General features: G+C 55.6%; 17 protein-coding genes. 3 read left to right on the top strand and 14 right to left on the bottom strand.

What is annotated here, in order from left to right; all coding sequences use genetic code 11:
* Positions 1-496: 496 nt before the first annotated feature.
* Positions 497-1,006, top strand: a complete 510-nt coding sequence (locus tag AC2CGI_RS02825; protein ID WP_130054810.1) for a hypothetical protein — start codon at positions 497-499, stop codon at positions 1,004-1,006.
* Between the two features lie 273 nt (positions 1,007-1,279).
* Here AC2CGI_RS02825 and AC2CGI_RS02830 read toward each other — a convergent pair whose 3' ends face one another.
* The gene (locus AC2CGI_RS02830; protein ID WP_076740645.1) at positions 1,280-2,197 is read right to left on the bottom strand and encodes a LysR family transcriptional regulator; all 918 of its coding nucleotides are present in this window, start codon (positions 2,195-2,197) and stop codon (positions 1,280-1,282) included.
* A 107-nt stretch (positions 2,198-2,304) separates the two neighbouring features.
* On the opposite strand from AC2CGI_RS02830, the gene AC2CGI_RS02835 reads away from it, so the two are divergent.
* Positions 2,305-3,612 carry a serine hydrolase domain-containing protein gene (locus AC2CGI_RS02835; RefSeq protein WP_076740646.1) on the top strand — a complete coding sequence of 436 codons (1,308 nt, stop codon included), beginning with the start codon at positions 2,305-2,307 and terminating at the stop codon, positions 3,610-3,612.
* A gap of 203 nt (positions 3,613-3,815) precedes the next feature.
* On the opposite strand, the gene AC2CGI_RS02840 is transcribed toward AC2CGI_RS02835, so the two are convergent.
* From AC2CGI_RS02840 to AC2CGI_RS02890, 11 genes are all read right to left on the bottom strand, one after another.
* Positions 3,816-4,574: an ankyrin repeat domain-containing protein gene (locus AC2CGI_RS02840; RefSeq protein ID WP_076740647.1), complete on the bottom strand. Its 759-nt coding sequence runs from the start codon at positions 4,572-4,574 to the stop codon at positions 3,816-3,818.
* A 32-nt stretch (positions 4,575-4,606) separates the two neighbouring features.
* Positions 4,607-5,380 carry an ankyrin repeat domain-containing protein gene (locus tag AC2CGI_RS02845; RefSeq protein WP_076740648.1) on the bottom strand — a complete coding sequence of 258 codons (774 nt, stop codon included), beginning with the start codon at positions 5,378-5,380 and terminating at the stop codon, positions 4,607-4,609.
* Positions 5,377-6,879, bottom strand: a complete 1,503-nt coding sequence (locus AC2CGI_RS02850; protein WP_076740649.1) for a Tle-like phospholipase domain-containing protein — start codon at positions 6,877-6,879, stop codon at positions 5,377-5,379. Before AC2CGI_RS02850 ends, AC2CGI_RS02845 begins: the two co-directional genes overlap by 4 nt.
* Before the next feature lie 305 nt (positions 6,880-7,184).
* The gene (locus AC2CGI_RS02855; protein WP_015378491.1) at positions 7,185-7,934 is read right to left on the bottom strand and encodes a glycosyltransferase family 2 protein; all 750 of its coding nucleotides are present in this window, start codon (positions 7,932-7,934) and stop codon (positions 7,185-7,187) included.
* 102 nt (positions 7,935-8,036) lie between these two features.
* Positions 8,037-9,116: an LPS export ABC transporter permease LptG gene (gene lptG / locus AC2CGI_RS02860; protein WP_004935566.1), complete on the bottom strand. Its 1,080-nt coding sequence runs from the start codon at positions 9,114-9,116 to the stop codon at positions 8,037-8,039.
* The gene (gene lptF, locus AC2CGI_RS02865; protein WP_076740650.1) at positions 9,113-10,183 is read right to left on the bottom strand and encodes an LPS export ABC transporter permease LptF; all 1,071 of its coding nucleotides are present in this window, start codon (positions 10,181-10,183) and stop codon (positions 9,113-9,115) included. The genes lptG and lptF overlap by 4 nt, the downstream gene beginning before the upstream one ends.
* 28 nt (positions 10,184-10,211) lie before the next feature.
* The gene (locus tag AC2CGI_RS02870; RefSeq protein ID WP_049242478.1) at positions 10,212-10,778 is read right to left on the bottom strand and encodes a YtfJ family protein; all 567 of its coding nucleotides are present in this window, start codon (positions 10,776-10,778) and stop codon (positions 10,212-10,214) included.
* Positions 10,779-10,798: 20 nt separating this feature from the next.
* Positions 10,799-11,668 (bottom strand): hypothetical protein, encoded by an 870-nt coding sequence (locus AC2CGI_RS02875; RefSeq protein WP_075686266.1) that lies wholly within the window; start codon positions 11,666-11,668, stop codon positions 10,799-10,801.
* Positions 11,665-13,002, bottom strand: a complete 1,338-nt coding sequence (locus tag AC2CGI_RS02880; RefSeq protein WP_004935553.1) for a lipopolysaccharide biosynthesis protein — start codon at positions 13,000-13,002, stop codon at positions 11,665-11,667. Before AC2CGI_RS02880 ends, AC2CGI_RS02875 begins: the two co-directional genes overlap by 4 nt.
* Before the next feature lie 72 nt (positions 13,003-13,074).
* Entirely contained in the window at positions 13,075-13,869 is a 795-nt protein-coding gene (locus AC2CGI_RS02885) for a nucleoside/nucleotide kinase family protein (protein ID WP_049242475.1), read from the bottom strand.
* A gap of 30 nt (positions 13,870-13,899) precedes the next feature.
* Positions 13,900-14,625, bottom strand: coding sequence for a nucleoside/nucleotide kinase family protein (locus AC2CGI_RS02890; protein ID WP_033632594.1), 726 nt, complete (start codon positions 14,623-14,625; stop codon positions 13,900-13,902).
* Between the two features lie 372 nt (positions 14,626-14,997).
* On the opposite strand from AC2CGI_RS02890, the gene AC2CGI_RS02895 reads away from it, so the two are divergent.
* Complete coding sequence (locus tag AC2CGI_RS02895) at positions 14,998-15,729, top strand: nucleoside/nucleotide kinase family protein (RefSeq protein WP_015378484.1); 732 nt, start codon at positions 14,998-15,000, stop codon at positions 15,727-15,729.
* Positions 15,730-15,799: 70 nt separating this feature from the next.
* Here AC2CGI_RS02895 and spt read toward each other — a convergent pair whose 3' ends face one another.
* On the bottom strand, positions 15,800-16,972 hold the full coding sequence (gene spt, locus AC2CGI_RS02900; protein ID WP_004935542.1) for a serine palmitoyltransferase: 1,173 nt from the start codon (positions 16,970-16,972) through the stop codon (positions 15,800-15,802).
* Positions 16,959-17,219: an acyl carrier protein gene (locus AC2CGI_RS02905; RefSeq protein WP_015378483.1), complete on the bottom strand. Its 261-nt coding sequence runs from the start codon at positions 17,217-17,219 to the stop codon at positions 16,959-16,961. Before AC2CGI_RS02905 ends, spt begins: the two co-directional genes overlap by 14 nt.
* Positions 17,220-17,227: the final 8 nt, after the last annotated feature.

Below are 17,227 nucleotides of genomic sequence, written 5' to 3' on the forward strand. Positions count from 1 at the left end.
GGCGGGGGCGGTGCTAGGGGGGAGTTGGGGGGATGGGCTGGAGCGGGGGAGGGAAAATAATGGAATGAATATAGAGATAATAATGTCGTTGGTTTATTAATTGTGAATTTAATCATTTTATGTGGTTGTATTTTGTTGGCGGAGAGTTTGGTAAGGTGTATCGCATGGTCGAGGTTAGGTGTTAATGGCTGCTTTGTGCTAAGAGCGGACGTTGGTTCAGTACTGCCTTTTTCCATCCAATGGTTCCAGCACTCAATCCCTTAATGTGCTTTGATAACCTCCAGTGTCCTATATTCAACAAGGTGTTGACAGATCTTTTTGGGGTGAGAAAACCACGACCGTACCACAGATTGCAGATATGATGATCTCGAATAACTCCCTCTACGCTGTTTAAATTTGCTCTCGGGGAAAACTTAATTGATGCAATTATACACAGAACTTCGAATTTCCTTAATTTTGTGTTAAATTTCAATGGTGAGTATAATTGGAGGTCGTTATGAAAATTGATTATGACGTAAATCTTTACAGAGAAATTGCAAATTTTAGTGTAAATAAAGTGGTTCAAGTATCTAATAGAAAAGGTATAAAAAGCACTATCCATATCACAAATATAACGCAGCTTTCGTGGCAAAATTTGCAATTGCTAGTATCCAGTGGTTCGGATAGATTCAGTAAAATGGTATTTCTCTATCGAGAGTATTCCCAGCAGAGACAGACTTCTGAGTCAGTTATTAGAGGAAAATCTCTTTCTTTGAATGAAAATAAGGAAATCAACGAGTACATAAAAATTTATCGAGAGCATGGTTGCACGAAACACCACGAAGTTAATGAAATTATAACCAAAAATAAATTGTGGGGTAATTTCAAAACTATTCGTTCGCTAAACGATCATGGTAAATTCAAAGGAATCAAAGGCATTCAGCCGCAATATTTTGAAATTATTTGTAATATCCTTAAAATTTCAGGAGATAAAGGCTTACCACTTGATGGCTATCAAAAGTATTAAAGTAGCTAATGGGGCTAATGGCGTCTATACGAAAACGCATAATCTTCTTAGAATTCCTATGAATGTAGACTAGACTTCACTTGAAGTGAACTTCCGCTTCTCGCTCAAAACCGCCCCTCTAATACCGCCGTTCAAAGCAATAAATCAACACCAGTAGCTGTGGAACGGAGGTGTTGTGGGGCTAATAGGGGAAAACCGCAATTCCCGCTTAAGAATGATAGAATAAGCAACGCAGGTGATGAGCTCTATGCTCGATTACCGATAACAACACCGCTAATTTGAATTTGACAGCGACTTTTCACCCCCAACCCCCCGCCACAATCCCGGCAACAACCCCAACGTCTCATCAATCAGCGCCCGTCGGTCATTGCCAGGCTTCCAGATGGTCACCATGGTTTGGCTGATCCCCTGGCTGCCTACTTCGGTGCGCAGCGTGTTGACGTTTTTCCACTGTTCGGCATGCATATGCGTCGGCAGGAATCCCCAGCCGCAGCCCTGTTCGAGCAGGGCGCGCAGCATTTCCAGCTCGTTGGTGAAGATAGTGTGCCCGGAAATTTGCAGGCGTCGCGCCACCGGTTCGTCAGAATCCGGGTGCATGATTATCTGCGGCGTGAGCGAGAGCTCCAGCAGCGAGAGCGGCTGTTCCGCGCCGGGGAAAAGCGTTATGGCGGCGTAAAAATCCATCTCTATCGCCCCTAAGGCGCGCCACTCCATGGTGTCGCCCACGCTGCGGTGGCGTGCCTGGCAGATGCCCAGATCGGCCTGGCCGCTTGCCAGCAGCCTTTCCGCTTCGTCGCGCGAGACGTTAATCAGGCTCAGGCGCGTGTTGCGTTGGGCCATGGCGGCAATCAGCGCTTGCAGCAATGCACGGGGCGTGAAGGGATCGTAGACCAGCGAGATTTCCTGCGCCGCGCTCTTCGGCACGTCTTTGGCAAACGCCTCAAACGCTTTCACCTGGCGCATCAGCAGGTGCGCCTGGCGTTGCAGTTGCTCGCCTTCCGGCGTCAGGTGCAGGCTGCGCCCCTCGCGCAGGAACAGCGCATAGCCCAAGCCATCCTCGAGAAAATCAATCAAATCGCGCAGCGTCGTGCGGTCTTTGCCCAGTTTGAGCGCGGCTTTCGCCAGGCTGCCGTGCTCGGCTACGGCGGTGAAGGCTTCCAGTTGGGCAAAGGAATAAATCAGGCTTGGCACGCGGTTCTCCCGTCGATTTTTCGGGGGATTTTCCCCCATCAGGCGTTTTTTATTATAGGCCGCGTTTTTTTAAGCTGAACGCCTTCCTGAGCTAAGCGAGAAAAAATATGAAAAGCAAAGTGTTTAACCGCAGCCTGCTGGCGGGCGTTGTCATCAGTCTCTGCAGCGGCCTGTTGGCGCCCGCCGCGCTGGCCGCCTGTGCGGGCACCGAACTCAGCGCCTGTCCCGCGCCTTTCGATGCGCAACTGCCGGACACGCACAAGATGCTCACCTGGAGCCAGAGCGACCGGGTGATCGGTTTTCGTAACGACTACCGCAACTATGCCGGGGATGTGTTTCATCACGGCAACGCCGCGCCGCTGCCGGCTGCCGCTAAACCGCTAACCGACGCCAGCTATCGGGTGAATGGCAAAACCTACCACCTGCAGGATTACCTGCAGCGCCAGAACGTCAGCGGCATGCTGGTGCTGAAAGACGGCAAAATCGCCTGGAAATATCTGGGGCAGGGCAATACCGACGCCACGCTGTGGACGTCGCGCTCGGTGGGCAAATCCGTGGTCGCCACGCTGGTGGGCGTGGCGATTAAACAGGGCAAGATCCTCTCGCTCGACGATCTCATCACGCAATACGAACCCGATCTGAAAGGCACTGCGTGGGACGGCGTGACCCTCAAGCAGCTGATCACCCATACCTCCGGCGTGGCGTGGAATGAGGATTACACCAACCCGAAATCGGACTTCGCGCAGCTGACCGAGTGTGAAGCCAAACCCGGTACTTATGCCTGCGTGCGTAAGCTGGTGGCCGGTTTGCACCGCGCACACCCGGCCGGGCAGAACTGGTCTTATTCCTCCGGCGGCGCGTGGCTGCTGGGCGACGTGTTGGAGCGCGCCACTGGCATGCCGCTGGCGGCCTATTTGCAGCAAAGCATCTGGCAGCCGTACGGCATGGCGAGCGACGGCGTGTGGCATGCCTACGCCAAAGGGCTGCACGACGTGGGCGCGCACGGCTTTAACGCCACGCTGGAAGACTGGGGGCGCTTCGGTGAGTTCATTCTGCATAACGGGACGTTGCCGAACGGCAAACAGATCTTGCCGGAAGATTGGGTAGCCCAGTCGTCCAACTGGACGCGGGCGGCGGGCTCGGTGTCGGCGGCGCATCCCAACGGCATTTACGGCTACCAGTGGTGGAACAACGAAGTGCCAATGAATGCGACTAACGTAGAACCCGCTCCGCAGGCGTCCCTCAAGCATTCCCTGTGGGCGCTGGGGATCTTCGGCCAGATGATCATGGTGAATCAGGCGGAGAATCTGGTGATCGTCCAGTGGTCCACCTGGCCGCAGGCGGAGCCTTCTTTCAGCGCGCAACCGCTGGAGGCCTCGCTGATGTTTAGCGCGATAGCGAAGGAGTTGCGTTAGCGTCGGCAACTATCGGCAGAGCGAGCAGGGGCGAAGGAGTTGGACGTATAGGGATATTCTTTGTTGATGATGGATGTTGTAGCCCGACGTCAATGGAAACGTTACTTGATGGAGAATGCATCTGGGCTGCGAATATTTAAGCCAGATGCAATCGGACAGCTCTGTATAAATAACCGGCAGCTGTCAGATCCGAGTTAGTGAAATTACTGCGTTTCCTTTGCTCCTTTTAAAAGCATGAGCTCGAGTATTTTCTTACACTGTTCATTGTATTCTGAGCCATCTTGGCTGTCTTTTATTTGCCGATTCACTGCTGTTAACAGCGAAAGATTGTTTATATTTACCGGGTTAGGATTCGCACCCCGATTGAGCAGTAGGGTCATGTGCTCAAAGGCTGAGCTAAAAAAAGCATCCATTAATAAGGTTTGTTGCAAGGAGTCTCTGATATTTATATCCGCGCCATAATCCAGCATTACCTTTAACGTTTCAGTGTTCTTGGCTTTGATTGTTTGGAATACAATGGGCTCATTGAATACCTTATCTTTTGCGTTTGGCGGTAAACCGCCGTCGAGCATGGCTTTGACCCAAATCCCCTTGTCGGCTTTCATGACGAACTCCGCTGGGCTGCTTCCTCCTTCTGGTCTGGGTTGCAATGGGTCTGCGCCTGCTTTAACCATGTCGGTTATAATACTCAGTCTTTTTGGCGTATTTTTATCGTAGATTGCGTTTAGCACCGACCAAAACAACAGGGTCATGTCCGCCTTAACCTGTCGATTCAGTTCTTCCTTGCTGACAGAGGGAAGTTTCTCTTTCAGTTTCACTTCATCACCATCATAAATCAGCTGTGCGATGTCCAGTTGACGGCCTTCAAAAAAATCCTGTGGTTCATATTCCATGTTTTTTTTGCATCCTTGCATCATGAGAACAGTAAACAGTAACGCTATTGCCATTATCAACTTGCTCATATTCTCCCCTTGATAGTGGCGATAGAATAGAGTCAGTTTTCTACAGGTAGTGGAGGCCAATCACCACCCTTTTTAATTAATAACTCTTTTATCTTGTCAATTTTCTCTTTATCCTCGGCATCGCCTACACCTCTATCTATAAAGCGCTGAAGCTGATTGCCCATAGTCCAACCAAATTTCCCTTTTATTTTGCTATCTGCACCTCTCTCTAACAAAAAAATCGTATGATCAAACGAATGAGAATCCAGTGAGCTTATCAATAAGGTGTTTCCCAATGAGTCTCTTGTATTTATGTCTGCGCCATAATCCAGCATTACCTTTAACGTTTCAGTGTTCTTGGCTTTGATTGTTTGGAATACAATGGGCTCATTGAATACCTTATCTTTTGCGTTTGGCGGTAAACCGCCGTCGAGCATGGCTTTGACCCAAATCCCCTTGTCGGCTTTCATGACGAATTCCGCTGGGCTGCTTCCTCCTTCTCGTCTGGGTTGCAGCGGGTCTGCGCCAGCTTTTACCAAGTCGGTTATTATTTTCAGCCTTTCTGGCGTGTTTTTATCATAAATTGAGTTTAGCACCGACCAAAACAGCAGGGTCATGTCCGCCTTAACCGGTCGATTCAGTTCTTGCTTACTTATTGAAGGAAGCTTTTCTTTCAGTTTCACTTCATCGCCATCATAAATTAGCTGTGCGACTTCCAGTTGCTGGCCTTCAAAAAAATCCTGTGGTTCATATTCCATTTTTTTATTGCATCCTTGCATCATGAAAACAGTAAACAGTAACGCCATTGCCATTATCAACTTGCTCATACTCTCCCCCTGATAGTGGCGATATCCTCGTCTTTCTGATCTTCAATCAACTTTATTGTCTGGTCTATACCGTGTTTATCGAGCAGGGTTCCTGTCCCTCCGGCAAGCGTGTGCGGTATGCCGGCAGCATCAGGCAGCGCTAGTGATGACCACTCTTTCAAGGTGAAAGGCAATGCTACCCCCCAGGGTTTTTGTAACGAATCGGGCAGGGCATTTTTTATAAGCTCATAATCACTTTCGTTATTAACCTCCTGTAACGTGGTTAACAGCTCACCTTCCACTCGATAGGCTTGTATGTTCTTGGCTGAACCAAGAGCCCCCCCTCCGTATTTTCTAATTGTTCCGCTGTTGAGTCCGGCTGCATTAAACGTCCAGGCGGGTTTTCCACTGGTCATTGATGCGGCGGAGGCCATGCCGCCACCTAATGAATGACCAGTAATATCAATGCCGGGGGTTTTTGATATGCTTTCGCCAATATTGATGGCCTTTTTATAATACTCGGAGTTTGCCCCCATCCCCTGAGCGCCATTATTTATCCAGTCATTCACATTTTTAACCCCTGATAAGTCGCCCTTAAGGGCCTTTTTGGCGGCGCTGCCGATTCCCTGCGGGAACTCTGGCGCTCTTGACCCTCTGAACACGACCGTCGGATTCATCTCTTTACCAAAAACACTGCTATCAGGTTGATATACCCTTGCCAAAAAATCCGGCGATTCATCCTTGTCAAAGAGCATATTTCTGTTTAGCCCAATTTTACTCAGGGCCGCATTATCGTTACTGATATCTTTCCAACCTTCAGGAACGCCGGGAGTATCCTTTAGCGGGTTCGTGGTCTTGTAGATATTCTCCGCCAGCTTTGCCTTCTCGACGGCGACATTGTTTGCCGCCAGGCGTTCCGAGGCGATTCGGGCGTCGGGGTAGATACTCCGTTGCCCGCGGCCAATGAGGTACTTTCGCTCCTGCCAGCGTTGTGCCTTGGTCAAGGGCCCTGACACGACCTGCTGTGCAGCTCTTCCACCTTGCGCCGGGATATCCGGGCCAAGGGCCGGTTTGGCCCGCGTGACTTGTGCGGGGAAGACGGACGGGCGCGCCCGGCGGCCGCCATAAGACTTCACGGCCTCTTCGTACCGTTTCACTATCCTGTCCACCGGGTAGTTGGGCTCTTGTCGCCCCTGTGGTATCAGATAACCGTCGATGTCGGCGTAAAATGGCCCCATCGTCGCCAACACGCCGGGCCGGGTTTCGACCGCTACGACAACGCCGCTCATCAGGTCACTCTGCACCTTTGCGCGCAGGTTGGAGCTTATTCCGTTTTGCGTAACGCCGACTTCACGGCGGATCCGTTCACCACCGCGGAAACCAGAAAAAAGCGACAGAATGTCATTGTCCGGCATGTATGAAAGGCCGTGACAGGCGCTGGAGGGGCTGACTATACGGGGGAATTCATCAGGTGAAATAATATCATCGGCGATATACAGCAGTTTCAAACTGGAAAACATAGTGTGTCTCTTCCTTTGCTTGCTGCGTCTTAGCCTGTTCAGGCGGGCGCTCGCACTCCTTGCACTCGATGGCCCCCTGAGGGGCATGTTATCGAACGGCAGCCAGCGATAGCTAACGGCGCATAGGACACCAAATAAGGGATAATAACGGCTCAGGCCAATTTGTAAAGCCGGCCAACTATTAACCGGAAAGTTCTTGTTTTCTAAAGGCTGCTGTAGGGTGTTAACTTCGCCGCTCAAATCGATAAACCAACGCCAGGATCAGTAGCGGCGGGGAAACGCCCCTGTTTCTGTCCTTAACGCTATCAATCTTTGCCATACCAGGATTTAAAATACTTCAGGAAACTGTAGGCCACGGCATAAAACCCAGTGACGGCGCCGACTTTGCCTTCCTTCCATGCCCCGCTCAGTATGTACCATTTAAAAAATGCGCCGATCGCGCTAACGATGCCACGAAATATCGAGGGCCTAATGTTTCTGTATTTTACTACCCTTGTCGTATAGCTATTGAGCTTGTTGAATATTTCATGGAGAGAGTAAAAGGTATCGTGCTTAACATTGCCGGGAATGACCGACGTGTGAATATAGCCTTCAGCGGCATCATCTACCGGAGCATCATTGAACCTGACCTGCGTTCTATTGAACAGCCGAACGGGGTAGTCCGGTGAGGAGATGGGATAAATCGTTCTGACTGGCTGTCCGAGAACAAACCAATTCCTTTTAATTCTAAAGGCTTGCTGTGGCGGTGGGTTTTCCTGCGCTTTGAATTTTAAAATGGATGCTATGGTTTCGGCATCAAGGATTTCGTCGCTGTCCAGGCACAACACCCAGTCATGATGAGCTTGAGAAATCGCAAAGTTCATTTGCCGTCCGTGAGTCTCGAAACGATGATAAATAGGGCTTATTCCAAAGCTTTGGCAAATAGACAGCGTTTTATCCGTACTGCCGGAGTCCACCACAATCCACTCATCCGCAATGCCCATGAGTGGAGAAAGCACCTCGTGTAATAAACGAGAGGAGTTAAAAGTCAGTATACAAACAGCTATCTTTGCCATTAACTAACATCCTTAAAAATCGCGAGCAGGTGAGTGCGTGATGTTTTCTCTGGAATGGAAATTGCGATTCTCTTCTTATCCCTTATCAACCTCAGAAAATGCTTAACCCCGCCGGTCAAACCGATAAACCAGCGCCAGCGCCAACGCCAGGAGCAAAAGCGGCGGGGCGAGGGCGGTGAAGGGCGCGTTGAGGGCGAACAGCAACCCCAGGTTGAGAACGATCTGGTAAGCGATGTAGGTCAGCAGCCCGATGATGACGCCAAGCGCTAGCCGGCTGCCCATGCCGGGGGCGCGCGGGGCGGTGAAGGTAAACGGGATGGCCAGCAAAATCATCGCCAGCACCAGCAGGGGCTGGCCGAGTTTTTTCCACAGCGCCAGGCGGTATTCGGTGCTGGGTTGCCCCGAGCCTTGCAGGTAATCGATATAGCGATCCAGCTGTTGGAGCGAGAAACTGCCCGCCGGCAGGGTCAGCTCTTTCAGGCTCGGCACGGCGAACAGTGAGCGCCAGAGCAGGCTGTCTTGTCGCGCAATCGTCTCCTTTCTGCCTTGCCAGCTTTTCTGCATCACGTTGTGCAGCAGCCAGCTGCCGTCGGCGGCGGTGCTGGCGCTGTCGGCGTAAATGTAAGACTCCAGCGCGCGGTTGGCTTGATAACGGAAGATCTCAATGCCGTGGGGCTGGTCGTTCTCATCGACGGTCTTCACTGTCACAAACTCGTTGCCGCGCCGCGCCCACAGCGGGTTAACGGTAACGTCGTTATTATTCGACTGCGCCAGGGCGTTATTCTTCATTTGCAGCGCGCGTTGCTGCAGCGGCGAGGCGGCCCATTCATCGAGGGCGCCGAGCGAGAGGTTCATCAGCAGCCCGGCGGCGAGCATCACCAGCGCGATGCGGAATATCGACATCCCGGCGGAACGGATCGCCGTCAGCTCCAGGCTTTTGGAGAGCTGCCCCAGCCCGACGATGCCGCCGAGCAGCGCGATAAACGGCCCCAGATCGACCAGGCTGCGCGGCAGGGTCATCACGGTCACCAGCAGCGCCTGCTGCCAGCGGTAGCCGCCTGGGGTCACGTCCTCCAGCTCGTTGATCAGCGTAAAGGTGGTGAACAGCGGGATGAGCAGCCCGGCCGCGGCGGCGAAGCCGATGAACACGTTGCGGATCAGATAGCGGCTAAAAAGGGTCATCGGGAGGGTTTCCGCAGCAGGGAGAGGTCGCGCGCCAGCAGCAGGGCGATACCGACAGCCATCGCTATCGGCACCAGCCAAACGCCGGGGATCGTCGGCAGAGAGCCGTTGGCCACCAGCGTGCGGCAAATGTTGCCGCCATAGAAAATCACGGTAAACAGAACCGTGAGGGGCAGCAGCGCGGCGTAGCGCCCCTGCCGCGGCTTGATGCGGCTAAAGGGGATCGCCAGCAGCACCATCAGTACGGTGGTCAGCCCGCGGCTCTCGCGCCATTGCAGTTCGGCGGCGTCGCCCGGATCGGCGGAGCGCGCCAGTTCCGCCGGCGAGGCCGACTTGTGCCGGCTCTCGGCGCTGGGCACGAACGGTTTGAGCGCGATGTCGAAGTTGTCGTAGTTCTGCCCGTTGTCGTCGGCGCCCTCACGATCCAGCACATAGGCGGTGCCGGTTTTCAGCCGCACGGCGGGGCTGGCGGGGGAGGCGTCGAGCACCTCCACCGACTGCGCGCGGTACAGGTTGGTGTGATGGCCGCCGCGCACATAAATCAGGGCGTCCGTCAGGTGGTTGGCCGTTTTGTTGACGTGATTGGCGAGGATCATGCGGCCGTTGCCGCTGACGTTGAATTTGTCGGCCTGCAGGTGGCTCACGTCCAGCACCGATTGCGACTGTTGCTGCAGCTGATAAATATTGGCGTACGCCCAGGGCCTGCCATACAGCGACAGCAGCGTGACCGCTATCGCCAGCGGCACGGCGAGTATCAGCACCGCCTTGTACAGCCGCAGCGGGCTGGCGCCGGCGGCCAGCATGGCGGTGATCTCCGCATCGCTGTACATCTGGCTCAGCGCGACCGCCACCGAGACATACAGCGCGACGGGCAATATCATCTCCAGCGCGATCAGCGACTTATAGAAAACCACGTCGGTCACCACCCGCAGCGCCAGCGTGCCGTTGGCGGCGTCGGTCAGGTAGCGCTGAGCGGAGTAGCTGGCGAACATGAAGATCAGAAACCCGGCGATCATCATCACCAGGCGGCGGATCTCAACCGTGATATAGCGTTCAATCAAAGACATGCGTTATCGGTTCCCGGCGGCGTGCGCTTCATGGCGTCTCCTGCGCGATCAGCGCGCGCAGCAGGGTGATCACCTGGTCAACTTCTTGCGGGGTGAGTGCGCCGTCCTTCGCCCACTGCACGCGCCCGGCCTTGTCCAGCACTACGATGGTGGAGCTCTCCTCCGGCAGCCGCCAGGCCATGCGCCCCAGCCCGTCGCTGTCGACGATGAATTGCGCCCAGGGGTAATGCCGTTTGTTTTTCTCGATCTTGCCGCGCACGAAGAAGCCGGAACCCGGTATCGCGTCGTCGGTGTTGACGATGGTGGTCGGCTGGAAGCGATCGCCCGGCAGGTTCGCGTCCTTAACGGCGTTGATCAGCAGCGAGTTCTTCTTTTTGGCGGAGGTGCGCCCGGCGATGTACTGGATCACCCGCACCTTGCCCGCCAGTTTTGCGCTGTTCCACGGCCGGTAGCTGAAATCGCCGTTGCGCAGCAGCAGCTCGCCGCGATCGGCGATGGCGATCGGCGCCACCGGCCGGCCATGCACGAAGTTATGCGCAGATGCCGTCAGCGGCGACAGCAGCAGCGCAAGGGTCAGCAAGCGACGTAACGTCATCATGGCTCCGTGCAACCCGCTTATCTGCCCGCCGCGATGGCCGGCTGGGAAAACGACAGCGGAAAACGCGCCAGCAGCAGCTCCAGGCGCTGGCGGATGTCGATATCCAGGATCGCCGGCCGATCATAGATATCGCCGCCGGCCAGCTTGTCCGCCACCATCACGTCATGCCGGTCGCCCATCAGGCCGTTAATCGCCGCCAGGAAGCGCGAGATCTGCCGGGCCTCGCGGTTGTCGGGATCGATCGATCTCAGCGTGTCGTAGAACGAGACCTGGCGGCTGACGATTTTGCGCACGTCATGGAACTGATGCCCGGTCAGCGCCGGGCCGGCGATCAGCGTTTGCAGCTGGCGCATTTGCTCCTGGCGGTAGGTGATAAAGCCCTGTGCGCTTTCCAGCCGGGTGTGGCGCAGCGCATAGCGCACGTAAGACCACACCGGCTTGCTGAGCAGCAGCCGCAGCAGGTTGCCGTAAAGCGTCAGGTTCTTCTGGTTGCCGTTGCGAAACGCGTCCTGAAAATGGCCGAGCACCACGGTGGTGGTGTGGAACAGGCGGTTGGCGCGGTGCGGGGTGCCGTACAGCTGCTGGGCGAAGCGCAGGTGCTTATAGCGGGCGCGGATATATTTGTAGCGCATGCGAGTAGCCGCCGCCAACTGCGGGTCTTGCAGGAAACCGTTCACCAATTGCAGCAGCTCGCGGCGGGAAAAGCCGTCTTCCCAAAACTGCAGGCACAGCGCGTAGTTGTCCCGAATGCTCTCGGGGGAGCATTCCAGATCAATCTGCTGCGGCAGGCTGATATTCGCCTCAACCAGGTCGTCCTCTTCCACCGCGACAAACAGCGCCTGGGTGGTTTCGGCTGAGAACTTTTTCCAATTATTGCTAGCGGTCATTGATTACTCTCTTTGGGCACATTCAGCCCCAACATAAAGCGATTGCGGTAGGCGCCGATCGTCGGTATCAGGGATAACAGAACGTCTAAACATTGCCCAAGTAAATAAGCGAAGGCGGCGCCCTGCACGCCGAAGGCATACGCCATCGACACCAGCAGCGCAATGTAGGCCGCCGAGGCCGTCGCCTGCGCGATCAGGAAGGCGCGCTGTTTGCCCGCCATAAACAGTAAGGATTCCTGCGGGAAGCCCATCATGGAGACGATGATCGCGCCCAGCATGATTTGAATCAGGTCATAGGCTTCCAGGTATTGCTGCCCGAATACCGCGGAAATAAGCGGCTTGCCCACCAGCAACATCAACACCGCAACGGCCAGGCCGATGCCGCCGGCCAGCAGCGAAGAGCGCAGGCCGAGCAGCCACGGGGTCTTGGTGCGCGGATCCAGGCGCATGATCTCGGGATAGAAGCTTTTCTCCAGCAGCTTGGCCGGGGTGCCCGTCGCATCGAAGAAGGTCATGGCGATCTTGAACAGCCCGGCTGCGGCCGGGCCGAGCACCACGCCCACCAGCACGGTGGTGCAGGAGTTGCGGGCGGCCCAGATGGTATGGGCGATGTTGGTGGTCCAGACGAAGTTCCAGGCGCCCTCGATGCGGCGCGCGACGTTGAACAGGCGCGGCCTCAGCGCGCCATGGATATCGCGGCGGCGCAGCTCGCGCGCGGTGAACCACCAAAACAGCGTGCCGCCGATCAGGTTAGAGGCGTACCAGGTGACGATAAAGCCGGGGAACCCCAGATCGAAATAATAGGAGATGACGCTGCCCACCGCCTGCAGGAACGGTTTGATCGCCTGCTGGATGGCGATTAAATCGAAGCGGTTGAAGGCGCGCAGCACGCCGGTCGGCGTGGACGAGGTCATCGATGGGATCAGGGTGCAGTACAGCATGGCGAGCCAGAAGCTTTCGCTGTCCAGCCCCAGAGCGTGAGACAAGAACGGCAGCATGATCATGCCGCCCAGCACGGCGATGACGCCGCTGGCGATATCCAGGCCAAAGGAGAAGGCGACGACGTCGCGGAAGCGCCCGGTATTTTGATGTTCCAGCGCCGGAGTGCCGAATTGCACCACAAACTGCCAGGTCTGGAATTTGATGAAATCGCTGACCGCTTTGGTATAGGCCTGAATCACCACCAGCACGCCGAACATTTCAGGCGACATGCCTTTACCGGCGCAGGAGAGCGCCAGCAGGCCGAGCAGTGCGCTGGCGACGCTGCCGGAGCCCAGGTAGGCGGCATTACGTAAAATGGAACGAAACGCGCCGTCGGAAAACCACCGTTTCATAGCCAAAACCAGCCGTTATCGTTGTTTTGCTGCATTTTGTATTCCGCAGTCATGCGTTTGCCCTGTATTCGTTTAATAAACCTGAGTTTCTTTACCGGCGTTCTCGCCGGGTTGCCCGAGATCACTCTGCGGGCGCTTCGCGGGGTTCACCACGGCGGAAATGGCGTTGAGCGCATTGCTCAGCACCTCGTCGTAAGGGGCTCTGGCGTCCAGCTCGATGATGCGCGAGCCGTTGTATTGCAGGCGCACCATGGCGGCGATCTTGTCTTTCAGCTCTTCGTAACTGTGATCGGGCTTGCGGGAAAAGGCCGTATCGACGTCGATATCAAGGCGAATGATCAGCTCCGGCCGATAGACGGCCATGCGTTGATATAAACGGCGTTCGCGCGCCGCCAGGCGGCTTAATAGCCACCCTTTTGCGCGTTCCACGCCGATGCCGGGCCCATCGTAGTAAAAACCTGAGATTTCCGCCTGCGGGTAGCGATCGCTGATCACCAGAACGCCGCTCTGCGCCAACCGCCGCACCTTGCGCAGGTTGGATGCGCGCCACAGCGAAAAGCCGTACATGATCAGCGCCGCCCACAGCGCCGGCGGCCTGTTGCTCATGCGCTGGGTTTTGTCGGATTTGGCCGCCAGGCGCCGTTCCAGCCACACGCCGATGAACGGTAAACGCTTGATTTTGTCGCCATCTTCGCCGGAGATCAGCCCCAAATAGCGCCGCTCCGTGGGGCGATGTTGCTGCAGGTTTTTCACCAGGTCGGCGGTCAGCGTGGACTTGCCCGTGCCGTCGCTGCCCACCACGGCAATCAGCCCGGTGATGCAGGTGGGAGAGGTATCCTGTTCGGCGGTGAGTTTATTTTTTTTCATCTGTTTCGGTACGGAAAGGTTATTTGTCGGCTAGGCATTGGCGGCCCTCAGCGATATTTTAACGGCGCGCAGCGATGCGTCGAAAATACGGTCGGCCGGTTCGCGGCCGTCTAAATCCAATATGTTAGCGCCGTTAAACGTTAGGTGCGGGATGACGGCGATCTTTTCACGCAACGCCGCCAGCGAGTGATCGGGTTTGCGTGAATAGGCCGTTTGTTCGTCAATATCCAGCCGAATTAATAATAAGGGCTGATAAGACGCCATCCATTGGTACAGGTTTTGTTCGCGCTTTCTCAGCCAGCGGATCCAGCGATTGCCGCCGGCGGTTTTCGCCAGCTGCGGGCCATCGAAACGAAACCCCGCCACTTCGGCTTGCGGATAACGATCGGTGATCAGTAATGCGCCGCTGCGGCTTTTCTTCAGCATGCGACGAAATTTATAAACGCGCCAATAGGAGAGTAAAAATATCACCAGCGCCGTGGCATTATCCGGCGGTGTGGAAGGGCGCTCATGCACGCGTTCCGATTTCTTCAGCAAATAACGCCCGAAGGGCGCGCCAATAATCGGCAGCGAACTGATCCATTCGCCAATACGCCCGGAAGACTGGCCGAGATACAGCAGTTCGGCAGGTTCTTGTGCCGATAAAGCGTTGACCAGGCTGGCGGCTAACGTGGATTTTCCCGAGCCGTCACAGCCGGTTATCGCTATTACGCGCACGGGCGAGCGATCAGATGAAGGTCTTATCTGCTGACTCACAATAATTGATCCAATGCGAAAAAAACTATTGTATTCCAATACGCCTTGGGTTCAAGATATTTATTGTGCTTTGCTGCGATAAAATAATGAGATCGGTATTCCTTTTCGTTATTTGAATTGATATTCATGGCGTTTGTTCTTGTTATTTTGTGCTAATTGTTCGTGCGTGGGCTGGTTTCGCTTTTTATGTTAATTCTCGGCATGGCTCACGGCGAAAAAAGAGCAGAGGTTTTCAATTTTCGCTTAATCTTTTGTGCTTTTTGGCGCTGCGTATGGCAAATTTTTTTTCACGCAGCCACCGCGGCAATGATAAGCGATCGTTCGCTTCAAATATGGCACGCCGTTTCTGGTGTATTGAAAGAGAGTCTTATTATGAGTGCAAAATTTCCGCCGCTGATTGCGGTTATCGGCAGCGACGGATCGGGTAAGTCCACCGTTTGTGAACATCTGATCGAGTATGTGAAACATTATGGCCCGGCGGTGCAGGTGCATCTGGGCAAACAGGCGGGCAATGTCGGGCGCGCGGCGGCGAAATTGCCGCTGCTCGGGCGCTCGGTGGGCAAGGCTATCGAGAGCAATACCAAAAAAGTCAAAACGAAAAAATCCCGGATCGGCCTGTTGCCGTCGGCGGTGATCATCGCTTTCGTGGGGCGGCGGCTGCTGCGTTTTCGCCGCATGCTGGCGTATCGCCGGCAAGGGTTCATCGTGTTGACCGACCGTTTTCCGCAGGCGCAGATCCCTGGCGCTTACGACGGCACGGTTTTTCCCGTCGACGTTGAAGGCAGCCGTTTCGTCCGTTGGCTGGCGGCGCGTGAACGGGCGGCGTTTCAATGGATGGCGGGGCAAAAACCGGATCTGGTGCTCAAGCTGAATGTCAGTCTGGACGTGGCCTGCGCGCGCAAACCCGATCACCGCAAAGCGGCGCTGGAGAAGAAGATCGCCGTCACGCCGCTATTGACGTTCGAAGGCGCCGACATCGTGGATCTCGATGCCGATCGGCCGATCGAGGAGGTGCTTTCGGCGGCGGAAAAAGCCATCGCGGAATTTATGGCGGCGCAGGGGTATCGCTATTCGGCTGATGGGGTATCAACGGCTGCGCACTGAGGTGCGCATCGGTTCGGCAGGGCGGCGTGGCCATTTTCGGCACCGCCGCCGCGGCCGAGAAGGAAAGACTTTATTTTTTCAGCGCCGCAAAGGCGCGCACGATGGTGTCGATTTCTTCATCGCTGTGCGCGGCATTGACGCTGCAGCGCAGCAGGGTCACGCCCGCCGGCGCGGCCGGCGGCAGCACCAGGTTCACATAGACGCCGTGGGCGATCAGCTCGCGCCAGAAACGCAACCCTTCTTCCTTTGAACCGATCATCACCGGCACCACCGGGCTGATGCGCGGCCCCAGGGTATAGCCCAGCTCGGCGAGGCCGTGGTACAGGCGGTGCGCATTGCTCCACAGTTTTTCCCGCAGCTCGGGATGGCGGGCGATTTTTTGCAGCGCCGTGCGCACCGAAGCGATGCTGGACGGCGACGGCGAAGCGGTAAAGATATACGGCCGGCTGCTGTAGCGCAGCACGTCCATCCCCTTGCCGCCGACGGCGAAGCCGCCGATCGAAGCCAGGCTTTTGCTGAAGGTGCCCAGGATGATATCCACGTCTTGCTCGACGCCCAGCGCTTCGGCCAGGCCGCGGCCGTGCTCGCCCATCACGCCGAAGGAGTGCGCTTCGTCGACCAGCAGATACCCGCCCAATCGCCGCTTGATGTCGACGATTTCCACCAGCGGGGCGACGTCGCCCAGCATGCTGTAGATGCCTTCCACGATAATGATCGCCTCGCGGGCGCGTTCGCCCAGGCGCACCATGCGGCGCTCCAGATCGGCGGCGTCATTGTGGCGGAAGCGAATAATTTCCGCGCCGCCGAGGGCGCAGGCGTCGTAAATGCTCGCGTGGCTGTCCGCGTCGATCAGCACCACGGCACCCGGCCCCGCCAGCGTGCTGATGACGCCCAGGTTGGCGGTATAGCCGGTGGAGAACACGATGGCGCTCGGGCGATCGAAGAATTCCGCCAGCTCCCGTTCCAGCGTCAGGTGCGATCCGTAACTGCCGTTCGCCATGCGCGAGCCGGTGGTGCCGGTGCCGAGCGCGGCCAGAGCCGCCTGGCCGGCGGCGATCGCCTGCGCATCGAACGTCAGGCCAAGGTAATTATTGGTGCCGGCGAGGACAATCTTTTGATCGCCGATGCGCCCTTGGGTGGCGGAATACACTTCGTCGATACAGGTGCCGAACGGATTCAGACCGGACGTTTGAAATTGTTCACGGTCATTGGCGAGCCGCGCAAACTTATCATACAGTCCCATGGTTTTTCTCCAGATAAGGGCGCAGCGCGTCAAGCAGTTGCTCAGGCGTTCTGACATCAAGCAATATATTGATAGGAATGGAGATATCTAATTCATCTTCCAGCATCATCAGCAGATCCAAGACTCTGATGGATTCCAGGCCAAGATCATTGACGAGATCGCTATCAGGTTTTATTTCCACTCCGCCTTCGACGATACCTTGCAAACACGTCAGGATATAATCCATTACAGCATCGCGATTTAGCATAAGAACGT

The sequence above is a fragment of the Serratia sp. LSHTC3 genome (genome assembly GCF_057197125.1).